Genomic DNA, 14,790 nt, shown 5'->3' on the forward strand with positions numbered 1-14,790 from the left:
GGTTCACTGTTCACCACCCGGCAGCGTCACGAGCGGCAGCGATGCGTCCGCTGTCCACTCCTCGAGCGATCCGTCGTAGATCTTGATGTCGTCGTAGCCGGCGAGCACCAGCCCGAGCGCGGTCAGGCACGCCGAGATGCCGCCGCCGCAGTACAGCACCACGGGGGCGGGCGACCCCGCGAGCGCGTCGGACGCTGCCGCGCGCACGTCGGCGATCCCGCGGAGGCGGCCCGTGTCGTCGAGCAGGCTCTTCGCGGACAGGTTCCGGCTGCCGGGGATGTGACCGCGGCGCGAGTACCGCGTCTTCTCCGCACCGGTGAACTGTGCGGGCGCGAGCGCGCACACCAGCGTGCCCGGGGCGCGGCCTTCGCTGATCGCGAGCACCTCGTCGCGGTCCACCCACATCGGCCGGTAGCCGCGCACCGGGAGTCTGTCGCCGACCGCGGGCGCGGGCGCGTCGTCGCCGGATTCGACCGGCAGACCCAGTGCCTGCCAGCGGGTCAGCCCGCCGTCGAGCACTCGGGCACCGATGCCGACGCTGCGCAGCAACCACCAGAAGCGCGACGCCCATGTCATCGAGCCCCGGTCGTAGAGGACGATATCCGCCCCCGCCGAGATACCCAGCGCGGCAATGTCGTCCGCAAGCCGGTCGACGGCCGGCCGACTGAAGTGCAGCCCGGTGGCGGGGTCGGAGAAGCTGGTCAGCAGATCGACGTGCCGCGAACCGGGGACGTGCGCGGCGCGCCACGGCGCGGCACCGGATTCCGGTCGGTAGTCGCCATCGAAACGCGCCGGCGCGAGATCCACGGTGACGTCGAGCACCACGAGAGACTCCCGCCCCAACTCCCGGGCGAGGGCCTCGGCCTGGATCAGGGGCTGTTCTGCGGTGCTCAACTCACACATCCTCGATAGACAGTCGGACGGTCGACGGCACGAACCTAAACGACGACGTGCGTATACGCAAGTATTCGACCGTCACCGATGGCATAATCAGCAAGTCAGACCACGGAACCGACAGATGGGACACCGATGACGCGCGAGGACGACCTGGCCGATCTGGGCGTACTGCTGCCGGCAGGCAACTCCGGACGCTCCGATCAGACGTCCAAGCAGTACCTGCGCCTGCGCGCCGACATCCTCGACGGCAAGTTTCCGCGCGGCGCCGCACTGCACGAGACGCAGCTCAGCGAGACGTACGGTGCCTCCCGCACGCCCATCCGGGAGGCCCTCAACTGGCTCGCCCACGACGGGCTGCTCGAACGCGCCTCGCGAGGATTCCGGGTACGGTCCGGCACCCCGGAGGACGTCATCGAGATCTACGCGGCGCGCGTGGCGCTCGAGTCGGAGGCGGCCGGCGCCGCGGCGGTCCGCCACACCGACCTCGACATGGCCCGCCTCGAGCGACTGCACACCTCGTGTTGCCACACCGACGACGACACCACGGCGCGGACCGACAACTTCCGCTTCCACGAGGCACTGTGGCAGGCCGCCCACAACACGACGATCATGACGCTGCTCGTGCGCCTGACCACCCAGCTGCGGATCTACGACAGCGGCCCGCCGTCGAACTACGGCGAACCGGACCAGCTGAACGCCGAGCACGAACTCATCCTCGAGGCCCTGCGCGCCCGTGACGAGCGGGCCGCCCGCGAGCACATGCGCACCCACCTCGAGCACAGTCGCGAACAACGGATTCGCCTGTTCGCCAACGGCTGACCCGAGACCGCGGCATCGACACAGAAGCCCGCGGGCCCCGAGCGCGCGGGCTTCCTCGTATCCAGAACAACTTCGTGCCCGGGTCGACACGCTTCCTCTACGCGCTGCTGCGCCGGCTCGACAACAGCGGCAGCTGACTCCCGGAGATCGTCAGCTACCCGAACCGGGGAACAGCTCAGCCAGCGACCCGGTGGTCGTCTCCAGCGAACCCTTGCCGGGATCGGGACCCGGGATCGGGCTGTGGATCGCGATGGTGTTGTCACCGGCCCGGTCCGGCGCCCGCGACATCCGGTTCGCGTGCGGTCACTCGCCCCCGAACACCCGCTGCACCACGGCCTTCGCGCGCCGCGTGACGCGCAGGTAGTTGTCGAGGAACTCGTTGGCGTCACCGCCCGGCCAGCCGGCGACCTGGGCGACGGCCGAGAGCACCTTCCCCGGTCCGGGCAGCTGGTCGGTGGGCTTGCCGCGAACCAGGACCAGGGCGTTGCGCGCCTTGGTCGCGGTCAGCCACGCATCGCGGAGGAGCTCGATGTCGGTCGCGCTCAACAACTCCGCCGCGCCGATCGCGTCGAGCGTCTCGAGCGTCGACGTGTTGTGCAGCGCCGGGATCTCGTGCGCGTGCCGCAGCTGGATCAGCTGGACGGTCCACTCGATGTCGGCGAGACCGCCACGACCGAGCTTGGTGTGGGTGGCCGGGTCGGCGCCGCGGGGCAGGCGCTCGGAGTCGACCCGGGCCTTGATCCGCCGGATCTCCCGGACCGCCTGGTCCGACACCCCGCCCTCGGGATAGCGCGTCTTGTCGATCATGTGCAGGAAGCGCAGCCCGAGGTCGGCATCACCCGCGATGGCGTGCGCCCGGAGCAGCGCCTGGACCTCCCAGGACTGCGCCCATTGCGCGTAGTACGCCTCGTACGACGTGAGCGTCCGCACCAGCGGTCCGCTGCGCCCCTCCGGGCGCAGCCCGATGTCGACCTCGAGTGGCGGGTCGGTGCTGGGCGCCCCCAGCAGGGTACGCACCCGGTCACCGATCAGGTTGGCCCACTTGACCGCTCGCGTCTCGTCTACACCCTCGCGGGGCTCGCACACGAACAGCACGTCCGCGTCGGATCCGTAGCCGAGTTCACCGCCGCCGAGTCGACCCATGCCGATCACCGCGAACGTGGCGGGCGCGGGCTCGCCCGACTCGGCCTCGCTCGCCCGGATCACCGCCGCGAGAGCGGCATTGAGCACCGCGGCCCACACTGACGAGAGTGCGCGGCACACCTGCGGGACGTCGAGCATGCCGAGGATGTCGGCGCTGGCCACCCGTGCGAGTTCGTACCGGCGCAGCGACCGCGCCGCGCCGACCGCCCGGACCGGGTCGATGTACCGCGACGACGACGAGAGGATGCCTCGGGCGACGTCCTCGGGTTGCGGTTCGAGCAGCCGCGGACCGGACGGGCCGTCGGCGAACAGCCGAATGACGTCGGGCGCCTTGATCAGCAGGTCGGGGATGTACGCCGACGAGCCGAGCACCGTCATGAGCCGCTGCGCCACCGCCGCCTCGTCGCGCAGCAGCCGCAGGAACCAGGTGGCGTCGACGAGCGCGTCCGACAGCCTCCGGTACGCGAGCAGGCCGGCGTCGGGATCCGGTGTGTCACCGAGCCATTCGAGCAGCGTCGGCAGCAGCAACGCCTGGATGCGACCCTTGCGCGAGGCACCGCTCGTGAGCGCCGTCAGGTGACCGAGGGCATTCTCGGGTGCCGAGTAGCCGAGCGCAGCGAGCTGGCGGACGGCGGCGTCCGGGCTCAGCCGCAGCGCTTCCTTGTCGATACGCGCGACCGACTCGAGCAGCGGCCGGTAGAACAGCTTCGAGTGCAGGCGGCGGACCCGGTGGGAGTTGCGCTTGATCTCCGCGTTGAGCACCCCCAGCGCGTCGTTGCGCCCGTCGGGGCGCATGTGGGCGGCGCGAGCGAGCCAGCGCAGCGCCTCCTCGTCGTCCGGCGGCGGAAGCGTGTGGGTGCGCTTGAGCTTCTGCAATTGGAGGCGGTGTTCGAGCAGCCGCAGGAACTCGTACGACGCCGTCAGATTCGCGGCGTCGTCGCGTCCGACATACCCGCCCGCGGCGAGCGCGGTGAGCGCGTCGACGGTGCTCTTGACGCGCAGCGACGTGTCCGCGCGACCGTGCACCAACTGCAGCAGCTGCACCGCGAACTCGACGTCGCGCAGACTGCCGCGGCCGAGCTTCAATTCGCGCTCGCGCAGTTCGGGCGGCACCGAGTCCTCGACACGGCGCCGCATGGCCTGGACCTCGGGCACGAAGTCCTCGCGCTCGGACGCGGTCCACACCATCGGCGCCACGGCGTCCGCGTACTGGCGACCCAGCTCCATGTCTCCGGTCATGGGCCGCGCCTTGAGCAGCGCCTGGAACTCCCATGTCTTGGCCCACCGCTTGTAATAGGCGATGTGCGAGTCGAGGGTGCGCACCAGCTCGCCGCGCTTGCCCTCGGGACGCAGCGCCGCATCGACGTCGAAGAACGCCGACGACCCGACGCGCATCATCTCACCGGCGATCCGACTCGACAGCGCATTGGACGGCTCGGCGACGAACACGACATCGACGTCGCTGACGTAGTTGAGTTCGCGGGCACCGCACTTGCCCATCGCGATCACCGCGATCCGGACCGGGCACGGCTCGTCCGGACACACGGTTGCCACCGCCACCGCCAACGCCGCCGTCAAGGCCGCGTCGGCCATGTCCGAGAGCTGGTGCCCCACAGTCTGATACGGGATCACCGACTCGTTCTCGACGGTGGCGGCGAGGTCCGCAGCCGCCAGCACCATCATCTGGTCGCGGTAGCACTTCCGCAGTGCCGCAACGGCTTCCGGACCGGTGACGGCGGCGCGGTAGAGCATCGACGAGGCGTTCGGTCCCGTCTCCGAAGTGGCGCCGACGCTCGCCAGGAGCCGGCGCGTCAACTCCGCTTTCGACGGCAACGCCACATCGCCGGCCAGCAACTTCCACGACGCCGGTTCGGCAACCAGGTGATCACCGAACGCACTCGACGCCCCGATCAGCCCGAACAGCCTGCCCCGCAGTCCCTTGTCGGTGCGCAACGCGGCGTCGAGCTCGCACCACGCGTCGCCGAGTTCCTCCCGCAACCGGTCGAGCGTGCGCAGCGCCAGGTCCGCGTTGGCGGCCCGCGACAATGCCCACAGCAGCTCGACGCCGTCGAGGTTGGACCATCCGAGCGCGTCCAGCTCGGCGGGCGCGGTCGGCTCGATCAGCCCGAGTCGACCGACACCGGGCACGGCCGATCGTGCGTGCGGCGGCTTCACCGGTCACCCCCGGTCTGGACGTCGTCACGAGTCGAACGTGGACTGGCCGGCTGGGGCACGCGGTTCACCTCTTGGGGGTCGAGTTGGTCGGTCGGCCCTACAGGCCGAGGTAGGCCTTCAGTTCGAACGGAGTGACCTGGCTTCGGTACTCCTCCCATTCACGCCGCTTGTTCCGCAGGAAGAAGTCGAAGACGTGCTCGCCGAGCGCCTCGGCAACCAACTCGGACCGCTCCATCTCACGCAGCGCGTCGGACAGGCTGCCGGGCAGCGGCTTGTAGCCCATCGCACGACGCTCGGCGTCGGTCAGGGCCCACACGTCGTCCTCGGCCTCGGGCGGTAGTTCGTAGCCCTTCTCGATGCCGCGCAATCCGGCGGCGAGCAGAACCGCGAACGTCAGGTACGGGTTGCAGGCCGAGTCGGGGCTGCGGACCTCGACTCGCCTCGACGACGCCTTGTTGGGCGTGTACATCGGCACGCGGATCAGCGCGGAGCGGTTGGACGGGCCCCAGGTCGCCGCCGTCGGGGCCTCGCCGCCGTGGACCAGGCGCTTGTACGAGTTCACCCACTGGTTGGTGACTGCGCTGATCTCGTTGGCGTGCTCGAGGATTCCCGCGATGAACGCCTTGCCGGTCTCCGACAGCTGCATCGGATCGTCCGGGTTGTGGAAGGCGTTGGTGTCGCCCTCGAACAGGCTCATGTGGGTGTGCATCGCCGAGCCGGCCTGATCGCCGAACGGCTTCGGCATGAACGACGCCCGCACACCCTCGTCGATCGCGACCTCCTTGACGACGTACCGGAACGTCATCACGTTGTCGGCCATCGACAGCGCGTCGGCGTAACGCAGGTCGATCTCCTGCTGCCCGGGCGCGCCCTCGTGGTGGCTGAACTCCACCGAGATGCCCATCGATTCGAGCGCGTCGATCGCGTGGCGACGGAAGTTCGGAGCCCGGTCGTGGACCGCCTGGTCGAAGTAGCCGCCGCTGTCGGCCGGGATCGGGGTGCTGCCGTCGACGGGGCTGTTCTCGAGCAGGAAGAACTCGATCTCGGGGTGCACGTAGCACGAGAACCCCAGGTCGCTCGCCTTGCCCAGCTGGCGGCGCAACACGTGCCGCGGATCCGCCCACGACGGCGTGCCGTCGGGCATCGCGATGTCACAGAACATGCGCGCCGAGTGTTGCGCGCCGTCCTTGTGCGCCCACGGCAGGATCTGGAACGTCGAGGCGTCCGGCTTGGCGACCATGTCGGCCTCGGAGACCCGGGAGAAGCCTTCGATCGCGGAGCCGTCGAAGCCGATGCCCTCCTCGAAAGCACCTTCCAGTTCCGCGGGCGCTATCGCCACCGACTTGAGGTACCCGAGGACGTCGGTGAACCACAGTCGGACGAACCGAATGTCGCGCTCTTCGAGGGTGCGAAGCACGAACTCCTTTTGCCGATCCATGCCCGCGAGACTAAGCACACAGCGTTAAATCTGTGTTACATCGTGAAATTCGTCTCGTCCGCCCCAGCTCAGCACGTCAGGTCCGGCGCGGGGGTGGTCAGATCCACGAAGTACGCGGTCACGGGGTCGTCCACGCACGCAACGCCGTCGAACGTCGCGGTGTGCTGAGCGCCCCGGTACGTGATCAGCGATGCCCCGAGCTGTTTGGCCAGGTCCACCCCCGCCTGGTACGGCGTGGCCGGGTCCTCGGTGGTCGACACCACCACCAACGTCGGCAGCCCCGCGAGCACCGACGGGTCGACGGTGTGCGGCGCGCCGGTGTTCGGCACGGGCCAGAACGCGCACGCGTCGAGCGGCGCGTTGCCGGTACCCCGGCCGTCGTCGAGGAACGGCGCCGCCTGCCGATACCGCACGTCCGCCTCGCCCGCGACCGCCCGGTCGGTCAGCGGCGGGTCGTCGACACACCGGATCGCGTTGAACGCGTCGTTGATGTTCGAGTAGCTGCCGTCGTCGCCGCGGCCCTCGTACCTGTCCGCCAGCAACAGCAGCGTGTCCCCGCGGCCCTGGGTCAGCTGGGCCAGCCCGCCGCGCAGGGAACTCCACAGGCTCGGCGAGTACAGCGCCTGCTGCACGCCCGTCGTGGCATCGTCGTAGCTGAGCCCGCGCGGATCCGTCGTGGCCGCCGGATGGGTCAGGAGTGGGTCGACCAGGGCCCGGAAGCGGCCGTTCGCCGCGGCCGGATCGTTCCCGAGCGGGCAGTCCGGGGACTTCGCGCACTCGGTCGCGAACGCGTCGAACGTCTGCTGGAATCCGGCCCCCTGCAGCACCACCTCCTCGACCGGGTCCTGCTCGGGGTCGAGCGCGCCGTCCAGGACCATCGCGCGCACATTCGCAGGGAAGGTCTCGGCGTACGCGGTGCCCAGTCGGGTGCCGTACGAGAATCCGAGGTAGTTCAGCTTCGCATCGCCGAGCACCGAGCGGATCACGTCCATGTCGCGCACCACCTCGCGCGTGCCCACGTGCTCGAGCAGCGGCAGCCCGGACCGTTCGGCACAGCGGGCCGCATAGGTGCGGTTCTTCTGCTCGCTCGCCGCGATCCCCTGCGGGCTCATGTCGACGTCGGCCTCGCGGCGTTCGGCGTCGGCCTCCTGCGGCGTCTGGCAGCGCACCTGCGGGGTCGACGCCCCCACGCCGCGCGGATCGAAGCCGATGAGGTCGAACCGCCGGGCCAGTTCGGTGCCGTCGGCGACCGAGGCGGTGCTCAGCCCCGAGGCCCCGGGACCACCGGGGTTGACGAGCAGCGAGCCGAGCCGCGCGCCCGTCGCCGGCGAGCGCGAGATCGCGATCTCGGCGGTGTCCCCGCCGGGATCGGCGTAGTCGAGCGGGACGGTGACCATCGCGCATTCGAGAGTCGGGTCCAGCATCTCCCCGCCGGTCCCGTAGCTGTCACACGAACCCCATTCGATCTGCTGCTTGTAGAACGACTCGAGGCCGGCCGGCACCACGCCGGCCCCGGCCACGGCCTCCGCTGCCACCGGCGTCCCCGTGACCTTCCGGCCGCCGTCCCCCGACGTCCCGGCACTGCAGCCGACGGCGAGCACGGCGACCGTCCCGATCGCGGCGGCCAGGAGCATTCGGGGTCTGGACTGCATGCCTTCGATCGTGCCACGTCTCCCCGAAACCCCAGGTCCCTCCGATTTTGCCGACGTCTCGCACGGCGGGGAACCCACCGACCACGACAAGCACCTCGAACGCGGCGCGCCGGTGTGACGAACGGCACCGAAACGGCACTTCGCGGCCCCGCGCCACGGTGGCAGACTTGAGCCGTCATCACCCAACCCGGGGACCCGCACCAGCGGGCCTCGAGGCCAGAAAGGGACAACGATGTCCGAGACCGCTCCGTACGGTTCGACCAGCTCCGCACCCTCCGGCGCCCCCAAGCGCAAGACCCGGATCCATCACCTCCAGGCGATGAAGACCGAGGGCACCCGCTGGGCAGAGCTGACCGCCTACGACTACTCCAGTGCCCGCCTCTTCGAAGAGGCCGGCATCCCCGTACTGCTCGTCGGCGACTCGGCGGCCAACGTCGTGTACGGCTACGACACCACCGTTCCCGTCACGATCGACGAGATGCTTCCCCTCGTACGCGGCGTCGTACGCGGCGCACCGCACGCCCTCGTGATCGCCGACCTGCCGTTCGGCACCTACGAGGCCTCGCCGCAGCAGGCCCTGGAAACCGCCTTCCGCTTCATGAAGGAGGGACAGGCCCACGCCGTGAAGCTCGAGGGCGGCGAGCGGGTGGCCCCGCAGATCGCGGCGCTGACCGCGGCGGGTATTCCCGTCCAGGCCCACATCGGCTTCACCCCGCAGTCCGTCAACAGCCTGGGCGGCTTCCGCGTCCAGGGCCGCGGAGACGGCGCCGAGCAGCTCATCGCGGACGCGATCGCGGTACAGGAGGCCGGCGCGTTCTCCGTCGTGATGGAGATGGTTCCGGCCGAACTCGCCGGCCAGGTGACGCGCAAGCTCACGATCCCGACCGTCGGCATCGGCGCCGGCAACGAATGCGACGCCCAGGTGCTGGTCTGGCAGGACATGGCCGGCTACACCAGCGGTAAGACCGCCAAGTTCGTCAAGCGTTTCGGCGAGGTCGGCGGCGCCCTGCGCGATGCCGCCGCGGCGTACGCCGCCGAGGTCGGCGCCGGCACCTTCCCAGGGGCCGAGCACAGCTTCTGACGCGCCGGCGCCAATGTCCGGGATCGGGGGCGGCGACCGAGGGATCGGTTGCCGCCCCCGAATCTTTGGCACACTCGATATTCCCGACCGCCGCCAGCCGGTCCCCGAGAGAAACCCGAGGTGCACCATGACCGAACGCCGAGGACGCCTCGCGGCCACCGTCGCCGCGAGCGCGGCACTGGTCGCGCTCGTCGCCGGATGCAGCAGCACCAGCGAGTCCCCGACGCCCGGCAACACCGCGAACACCGCCGACGCGACGTCGGCGGCGCCCTCCAAGTCCGGTCAGCCCGGCGCGTCGGGCGGCCAGGTCGCCGGCGTCACCGACGCGCAGGCCGCGCAGCTGTGCTCGGACATCGAAGCGCAGCTGCAGAACTGGCGGACCTACACCCCGACGCTCGGCAAGGGCGGCCTGAACACGGTCGTCATCTCGTGGGCCACCGAGAACGGCGTCGACCTGTTGAAGCTCGCCGGCGATCGCGGACAGATCGACACCATCACGTCGACGCAGTGCGCGCAGGTGCGCCAGGGCGCACTGGACGCGTTGGAGATCCCGAACCTGGCGTCCGGGCTGATCGGGTTCTGACCCGTGCGGACGCTGTATCCCCCGATCGCGCCGCACCAGACGGGTTTCCTCGCCGTCGGTGACGGCCAGCGCGTGTACTGGGAAGTGAGCGGCAATCCCGCCGGCAAGCCGGTGGTGTTCCTGCACGGCGGTCCCGGCGGCGGCACCGACCCGGCGCACCGGCAGTTCTTCGATCCCACCGCCTACCGCATCGTGCTGTTCGATCAGCGCGGGTGCGGCCGGTCCGCGCCGCACGTCGCCGACGGGGCCGATCTGTCGGTGAACACCACCGATCACCTCGTCGCCGACATCGAGGCGCTGCGCACGCATCTCGGCATCGACCGGTGGCAGGTGTTCGGCGGATCGTGGGGGTCGACGCTGGCACTCGCCTACGCGCAGCGGTTCCCGCAACGGGTCACCGAACTGGTGCTGCGGGGCATCTTCCTGCTGCGTCGCACCGAGATCGACTGGTATTACAACGGCGGGGCCGGACGCCTGTTCCCCGAGCGGTGGGAGCAGTTCCTCGCTCCCGTTCCGCCGGAGCAGCGTTCGGGCGACCTCGTCGAGGCGTATCACCGACTGCTGCACTCCGACGATCCGGACGAGGCGCTGCGCGCCGCGATCGCGTGGTCGAGCTGGGAGGGCGCCACCAGCACCCTGTTGCCGCGCCCGGAGCGGGTCGAGGAGACGTCCGAGCCGCGTTTCGCGTTGGCGTTCGCGCGGATCGAGAACCACTACTTCCGCAACGCCGGCTTCATCGACGAGGGCCAGCTGTTGCGTGACGCCGCGATCCTCGCGTCGATTCCCGGCGTCATCGTGCAGGGCCGCTACGACGTGGTGTGCCCGGCGACGAGCGCGTGGGAACTGCACCGCGCGTGGCCTGCGTCGGAACTCCACATCGTCGACGACGCGGGGCACGCCGCGGCGGAACCGGGCATCACGCATCACCTGGTGGAGGCCACGGACCGCTTCCGCGCGTGACGGTTTCCGTCGACGCACGGGGATTGCCCTGGTAGACCTGAAACCGTGGCAGCACGCAAGCACGGCGCCGCTGTCGTCGACGTGATCGTCCCGCAGACGCGGCAGCACTACGAGCGACTCACGTCGCTCGCCGCCGACGTGCGCGCCGACGTCCCTGATTCGGTGCATCAGATGCGGGTGTCCGCCCGACGCCTCCGCAGCCTGCTGGGCTCGTTCCGGCACGCGTTCCCGTCCGAGGCCACAGATACGTCGCGGGCCGAACTGCGCTGGCTCGGATCGGTTCTCGGCAAGGCGCGCGACGCCGAGGTGCTCGCCGCCCGGTTCTCGGATCTGATCGACACGCAGCCGGCCGATCTCGTGGTCGGGTCGGTGCACCAGCGGCTGGTCGGGACTCAGGAGGACCTGTACCGGTCCGCGCATGCACACGCGGTCGAGGTGCTCGACGAAGCCCGGTACGCGGCGTTGTGTGCACTGCTCGACGAGGTCACGTCGGGCGAGCACCACGTTCCGCCGGAGATGACGCTGCGCGGTGGACTGGACAAGGCGCACCGCCAGCTCCGCAAGGCCGCCAAGCGGGTGCGTGCGCTCGAACGGGAGGGAGACGCGGACATCGGGCCCGCCCTGCACCGGGTACGCAAGCGCGCCAAGAAGCTCCGGTACGCTGCCGAGGCCGTCGCGGTGGCGGAGCCGTCGGCAACCGACCTCGGGGCCGCCGCCAAGTCGCTGCAGACGATGCTCGGCGACCACCAGGACGGCGTCCTGGCCCGCGGATGGATCATCGACACGGTCGCGCAGGCCCGCGACGACGACGAGGACACGTTCACCTACGGGCTGCTCTACGCCATCGAGGAGCGGCAGTCGGTCAGGGCCGTCGCCGACCTGCCGCGGCACGTCAAGGCGATCCGGCGTGCACACCGGGAACTCGACTTCGACGCCTGACCCGGTGTCCGCCGGAGGCTTATGCCGGGAACGTGAACTGCACGGAGCGGCCGACGACGTCGGCGGCGGCCAGTCGCACCTTCACCTGGTCGCCTTCCGCCGGATCCCCTGCGCACTTGGCGATGACCGAGATGGCGGGCACGAAGACCTCCGCGCCGCGCTTTTCTCCGGCCGCCCGCAGGACCGTCGCATCGAAGACCTCCCCGACGCGGCCGGCGAGCAGGGTGGCCTCGGTGAGGTCGACGCACGCCCGGTCCACCTTGTTCGCGCGCGCATCCGATGAGCGCATCACGGCGGGCAGGCTCGGCAACGCCGATCGCACCCACTCGGGGACCGCGGCGCCCGCGGACACCGCGAGACACACCTCGGTGGTGAATCGGTCGGACAGTCGCCGCAGCGGCGCGGTGACGTGCGCGTAGGAGCCGCCGATCCCGGAATGCCCCGGCACGGCGGGTAACTCGCCGTCGAACGCGACGTAGTCGGCGCCGCGGAGCAGCGTCGTCGCCTCCGTCATCATCACGAGTGACGTCGAGGCGTTCGGATCGAGCGCGGCGAGCACCTCGCCGACACCCCGACCGTCGGTCCAGGGCACACCGAGCGCGGCCGCGGTGCGGCGCAGCGATTCCACCGCGCTGTGCGGCGGCGGCGGCATCGTCCGCAGCAGTCCGACGCCCGCCTCGAGCATCAGACGGGCGGCGCACATGCCGGTCAGCAGGGACACCTCGGCGTTCCAGTCGTCGGCGTCGGTCCGCGGCTGGATCTCGACCTTCCAGCCGTCGCCGTGCCGGACGACGCGCTGCTCGGGCAGCCGCAGTTCGATGGCGCCCCGCTCGAGCGCTGCGACGGCCCGCAGCCGGCCGAACTCGGGCAGCGACCGGATCGACGGGTGCAGTGTCCCGCTCTCCGAATGCGTCTGGACCGTGTCGTAATCGAACCGGGCCACCGAGCGGACGAGGGCCCGGGTGACGGCCACCGACGTCGGCTCGGCACGCTCGTCGAGCTCGATCCGCCACAGGGCGGCCGGACGGACCACGTCGGGCAGCAGGCTCGCCGTGTCCTCCGACAGGGCCCGCGGGTGCAGCGGCACCGAACCGTCCGGCAGGTAGAAGGTCTGCCCGCGGTCCCGGGTGGCGCTGTCGAGCGCGCCGCCCGGCCGCACCACCGCGGCCACGTCGGCGATGGCGTAGTGCAGCACGAACCCGTCCGCGGTCCGCTCGAGGTGCAGCGCCTGGTCGAGATCCATCGACCCCGGCGGGTCGATCGTCACGAGCGCGAGATCCGTCCGGTCCTCACGCTCGCCGATCCAACTGTCCACCGCGGCGGCCACCTCGGCGAGCGCCTCCGGCGAGAACTCGTCCAGGAGGGCGAATTCGGCTCGCACCGAGTCGAAGTCGACTCCGTGCGTGGTGACCCGGGCCATCCCGACGGCTCGGGGTCTACCGTTCAGTCGTTCCACTCGGCGTCCGCGTCGTCCGCCGCCTTGTTGCGTTCCGCCGCTGTCTGCAGCGCACGCTCGGCGCTCTCACGGTCCGGATACGGCCCCATCCGGTCGAAGACGTTGGTCGACTTGCCCTGGCTCACCGACCCGTCGGAAAGGCTGAAGTACCACTGCGTGTCGTCGTCGCTCATGACCTCAGTGTGCCCCGCGAGCGACGCCGTCACCATCGCATCCGGCGAGGCGCCGTGATCGCTTCGTGAAGTCGACGTGAAGTAGTCGACGTACCGCTGTGACAAAGTCGCTCGGACTGCTAATCTCTGCGCGTACGGCGCACTCGCGTCGACGCCTCCCGCGTCACCGAACCGCCGGTGCACCTGTCAGCCATGTACCGACGCGATGCGTCAAAGATCGGAGTTCTGCATGTCCTACATCATCTTCGACACCCTGCTTCCGTACCTCGGCCAGGCCGGCGCCGAGTACTGGGCCAAGCTGCTCATCGTGAACCCGCTCGGCGGCTACTTCGGGTAGCGATACGTACGACGAAGGCCCCCGGCGGAAAACCGGGGGCCTTCGTCGTATTCAGGCCTGGGCGGACGAGTCGGCGTGTAAGCCGGATCCTGTCCCCGACGCTCGCGCGCCGGGTGGCGACCATCCATCTGGGCACACCGTCGCCGGGTACCTCGAGCGGTTCACCCGCAGGCTCGGGCGAGCAGCCCTCGAACACCTGCGCAGCCGCACACCATGCCCCGGAGGACACCGGTGCGGCCTTCAACCTTGCTCCGGGCGGGGTTTACCTAGCCACCCCAGTCACCTGGGGTGCTGGTGCGCTCTTACCGCACCGTTTCACCCTCACCGACGCTCACGCGCCGGCGGTCTGTTTTCTGTGGCACTGTCCCGCGAGTCACCTCGGGTTGCCGTTAGCAACCGCCCTGCTCTGTGGAGTCCGGACTTTCCTCGGCAGCGGGCCTGACACCTCGTGGATGCCGGTTCCCGTCACCGCGGCCGCCCGACCAACTCGTCCGCACGACAAGCCTACTGGGTGGCCGGATCCGATCCGAATCGGCACCGCCGGTCCAGTCGGGTCGGCACCTCCGGTCCGGCGCCGATGTCGGGGCGCGCCAGTAGGGTCGCCGCATGACCCGATACGTGTCCCTGCTGCGCGGCATCAACGTCGGCGGCGTCAACATCAAGATGGCCGATCTACGCCGGGTGTTCACCGAACTCGGGTTCGACGACGTCAAGACCGTGCTTGCGTCCGGCAACGTCCTGTTCACCACCGACGCGACGGACACCTCGAAGTTGAAGTCCGACATCGAGTCCGCGCTGCGCGCCGCGTTCGGGTACGAGGCGTGGGTGTTCGTCCTCGACACGGAGACCCTCGCCCGGATCGTCGACGCCTACCCGTTCGATCCCGAGCGCGAGGGCTGGCACCCGTACGTGATGTTCACCGCCGAATCCGCGGTGCTCGCCGATCTGCTGACGGTGCGGGATGCCCTCGAGCCCGAGATCGAGCGGATCCAGGGCGGTGACGGCGTCCTCTACTGGGAGGTCGAGCGTGGTCGGACGCTCGACAGCACCTTCGGTAAGAACACCGGGAAGCCGAAGCTCAAGGCCGTGACCACCACCCGCAATCTGCGAACGCTGGTGAAACTGCTGAAGTAGACC

13 protein-coding genes and 1 other RNA gene are annotated in these 14,790 nt (G+C 70.1%); 6 read left to right on the forward strand and 8 right to left on the reverse strand.

Annotation, left to right across the window (positions count from 1 at the left end):
- Positions 1–3: 3 nt before the first annotated feature.
- On the reverse strand, positions 4–903 hold the full coding sequence (locus ACQ5DX_RS13390; RefSeq protein WP_430333088.1) for a sulfurtransferase: 900 nt from the start codon (positions 901–903) through the stop codon (positions 4–6).
- A gap of 126 nt (positions 904–1,029) precedes the next feature.
- On the opposite strand from ACQ5DX_RS13390, the gene ACQ5DX_RS13395 reads away from it, so the two are divergent.
- Positions 1,030–1,716 carry a GntR family transcriptional regulator gene (locus tag ACQ5DX_RS13395; RefSeq protein ID WP_430333089.1) on the forward strand — a complete coding sequence of 229 codons (687 nt, stop codon included), beginning with the start codon at positions 1,030–1,032 and terminating at the stop codon, positions 1,714–1,716.
- Positions 1,717–1,866: 150 nt separating this feature from the next.
- Here the strand turns inward: ACQ5DX_RS13395 and ACQ5DX_RS13400 are convergent, their stop codons facing one another.
- The 4 genes from ACQ5DX_RS13400 to ACQ5DX_RS13415 form a co-directional block, all read right to left on the reverse strand.
- Positions 1,867–2,004, reverse strand: a complete 138-nt coding sequence (locus ACQ5DX_RS13400; protein WP_430333090.1) for a hypothetical protein — start codon at positions 2,002–2,004, stop codon at positions 1,867–1,869.
- A 15-nt stretch (positions 2,005–2,019) separates the two neighbouring features.
- Positions 2,020–5,034 carry a bifunctional [glutamine synthetase] adenylyltransferase/[glutamine synthetase]-adenylyl-L-tyrosine phosphorylase gene (locus ACQ5DX_RS13405; protein WP_430333091.1) on the reverse strand — a complete coding sequence of 1,005 codons (3,015 nt, stop codon included), beginning with the start codon at positions 5,032–5,034 and terminating at the stop codon, positions 2,020–2,022.
- 97 nt (positions 5,035–5,131) lie between these two features.
- Positions 5,132–6,472, reverse strand: a complete 1,341-nt coding sequence (gene glnA, locus ACQ5DX_RS13410) for a type I glutamate--ammonia ligase (protein ID WP_430333092.1) — start codon at positions 6,470–6,472, stop codon at positions 5,132–5,134.
- Positions 6,473–6,540: 68 nt separating this feature from the next.
- Positions 6,541–8,124, reverse strand: coding sequence for an alpha/beta hydrolase (locus tag ACQ5DX_RS13415; protein WP_430333093.1), 1,584 nt, complete (start codon positions 8,122–8,124; stop codon positions 6,541–6,543).
- A gap of 232 nt (positions 8,125–8,356) precedes the next feature.
- Between ACQ5DX_RS13415 and panB the strand changes: the two genes are divergently transcribed.
- The 4 genes from panB to ACQ5DX_RS13435 all read left to right on the forward strand — a co-directional run bounded on the left by panB (position 8,357) and on the right by ACQ5DX_RS13435 (position 11,687).
- The gene (gene panB / locus ACQ5DX_RS13420) at positions 8,357–9,205 is read left to right on the forward strand and encodes a 3-methyl-2-oxobutanoate hydroxymethyltransferase (protein WP_430333094.1); all 849 of its coding nucleotides are present in this window, start codon (positions 8,357–8,359) and stop codon (positions 9,203–9,205) included.
- 127 nt (positions 9,206–9,332) lie between these two features.
- A complete protein-coding gene (locus ACQ5DX_RS13425) occupies positions 9,333–9,788 on the forward strand; it encodes a hypothetical protein (protein WP_430333095.1) in 456 nt (151 codons plus the stop codon).
- A 3-nt stretch (positions 9,789–9,791) separates the two neighbouring features.
- A complete protein-coding gene (gene pip / locus ACQ5DX_RS13430; RefSeq protein ID WP_430333096.1) occupies positions 9,792–10,748 on the forward strand; it encodes a prolyl aminopeptidase in 957 nt (318 codons plus the stop codon).
- A gap of 45 nt (positions 10,749–10,793) precedes the next feature.
- On the forward strand, positions 10,794–11,687 hold the full coding sequence (locus tag ACQ5DX_RS13435) for a CHAD domain-containing protein (RefSeq protein WP_430333097.1): 894 nt from the start codon (positions 10,794–10,796) through the stop codon (positions 11,685–11,687).
- Between the two features lie 19 nt (positions 11,688–11,706).
- Here the strand turns inward: ACQ5DX_RS13435 and ACQ5DX_RS13440 are convergent, their stop codons facing one another.
- The 3 genes from ACQ5DX_RS13440 to rnpB all read right to left on the reverse strand — a co-directional run bounded on the left by ACQ5DX_RS13440 (position 11,707) and on the right by rnpB (position 14,143).
- Positions 11,707–13,107, reverse strand: a complete 1,401-nt coding sequence (locus ACQ5DX_RS13440) for an RNB domain-containing ribonuclease (RefSeq protein WP_430335648.1) — start codon at positions 13,105–13,107, stop codon at positions 11,707–11,709.
- A gap of 23 nt (positions 13,108–13,130) precedes the next feature.
- Positions 13,131–13,316 (reverse strand): hypothetical protein, encoded by a 186-nt coding sequence (locus ACQ5DX_RS13445; protein ID WP_430333098.1) that lies wholly within the window; start codon positions 13,314–13,316, stop codon positions 13,131–13,133.
- 399 nt (positions 13,317–13,715) lie between these two features.
- Positions 13,716–14,143, reverse strand: an RNA gene (gene rnpB / locus ACQ5DX_RS13450) — RNase P RNA component class A.
- A gap of 116 nt (positions 14,144–14,259) precedes the next feature.
- On the opposite strand from rnpB, the gene ACQ5DX_RS13455 reads away from it, so the two are divergent.
- A complete protein-coding gene (locus ACQ5DX_RS13455) occupies positions 14,260–14,787 on the forward strand; it encodes a DUF1697 domain-containing protein (protein ID WP_430333099.1) in 528 nt (175 codons plus the stop codon).
- The last annotated feature ends 3 nt before the right edge of the window (positions 14,788–14,790 follow it).

Origin of the sequence: Rhodococcus sp. ACT016 (genome assembly GCF_050477185.1) — a bacterium.
Taxonomy (GTDB): Bacteria; Actinomycetota; Actinomycetes; order Mycobacteriales; family Mycobacteriaceae; genus Prescottella.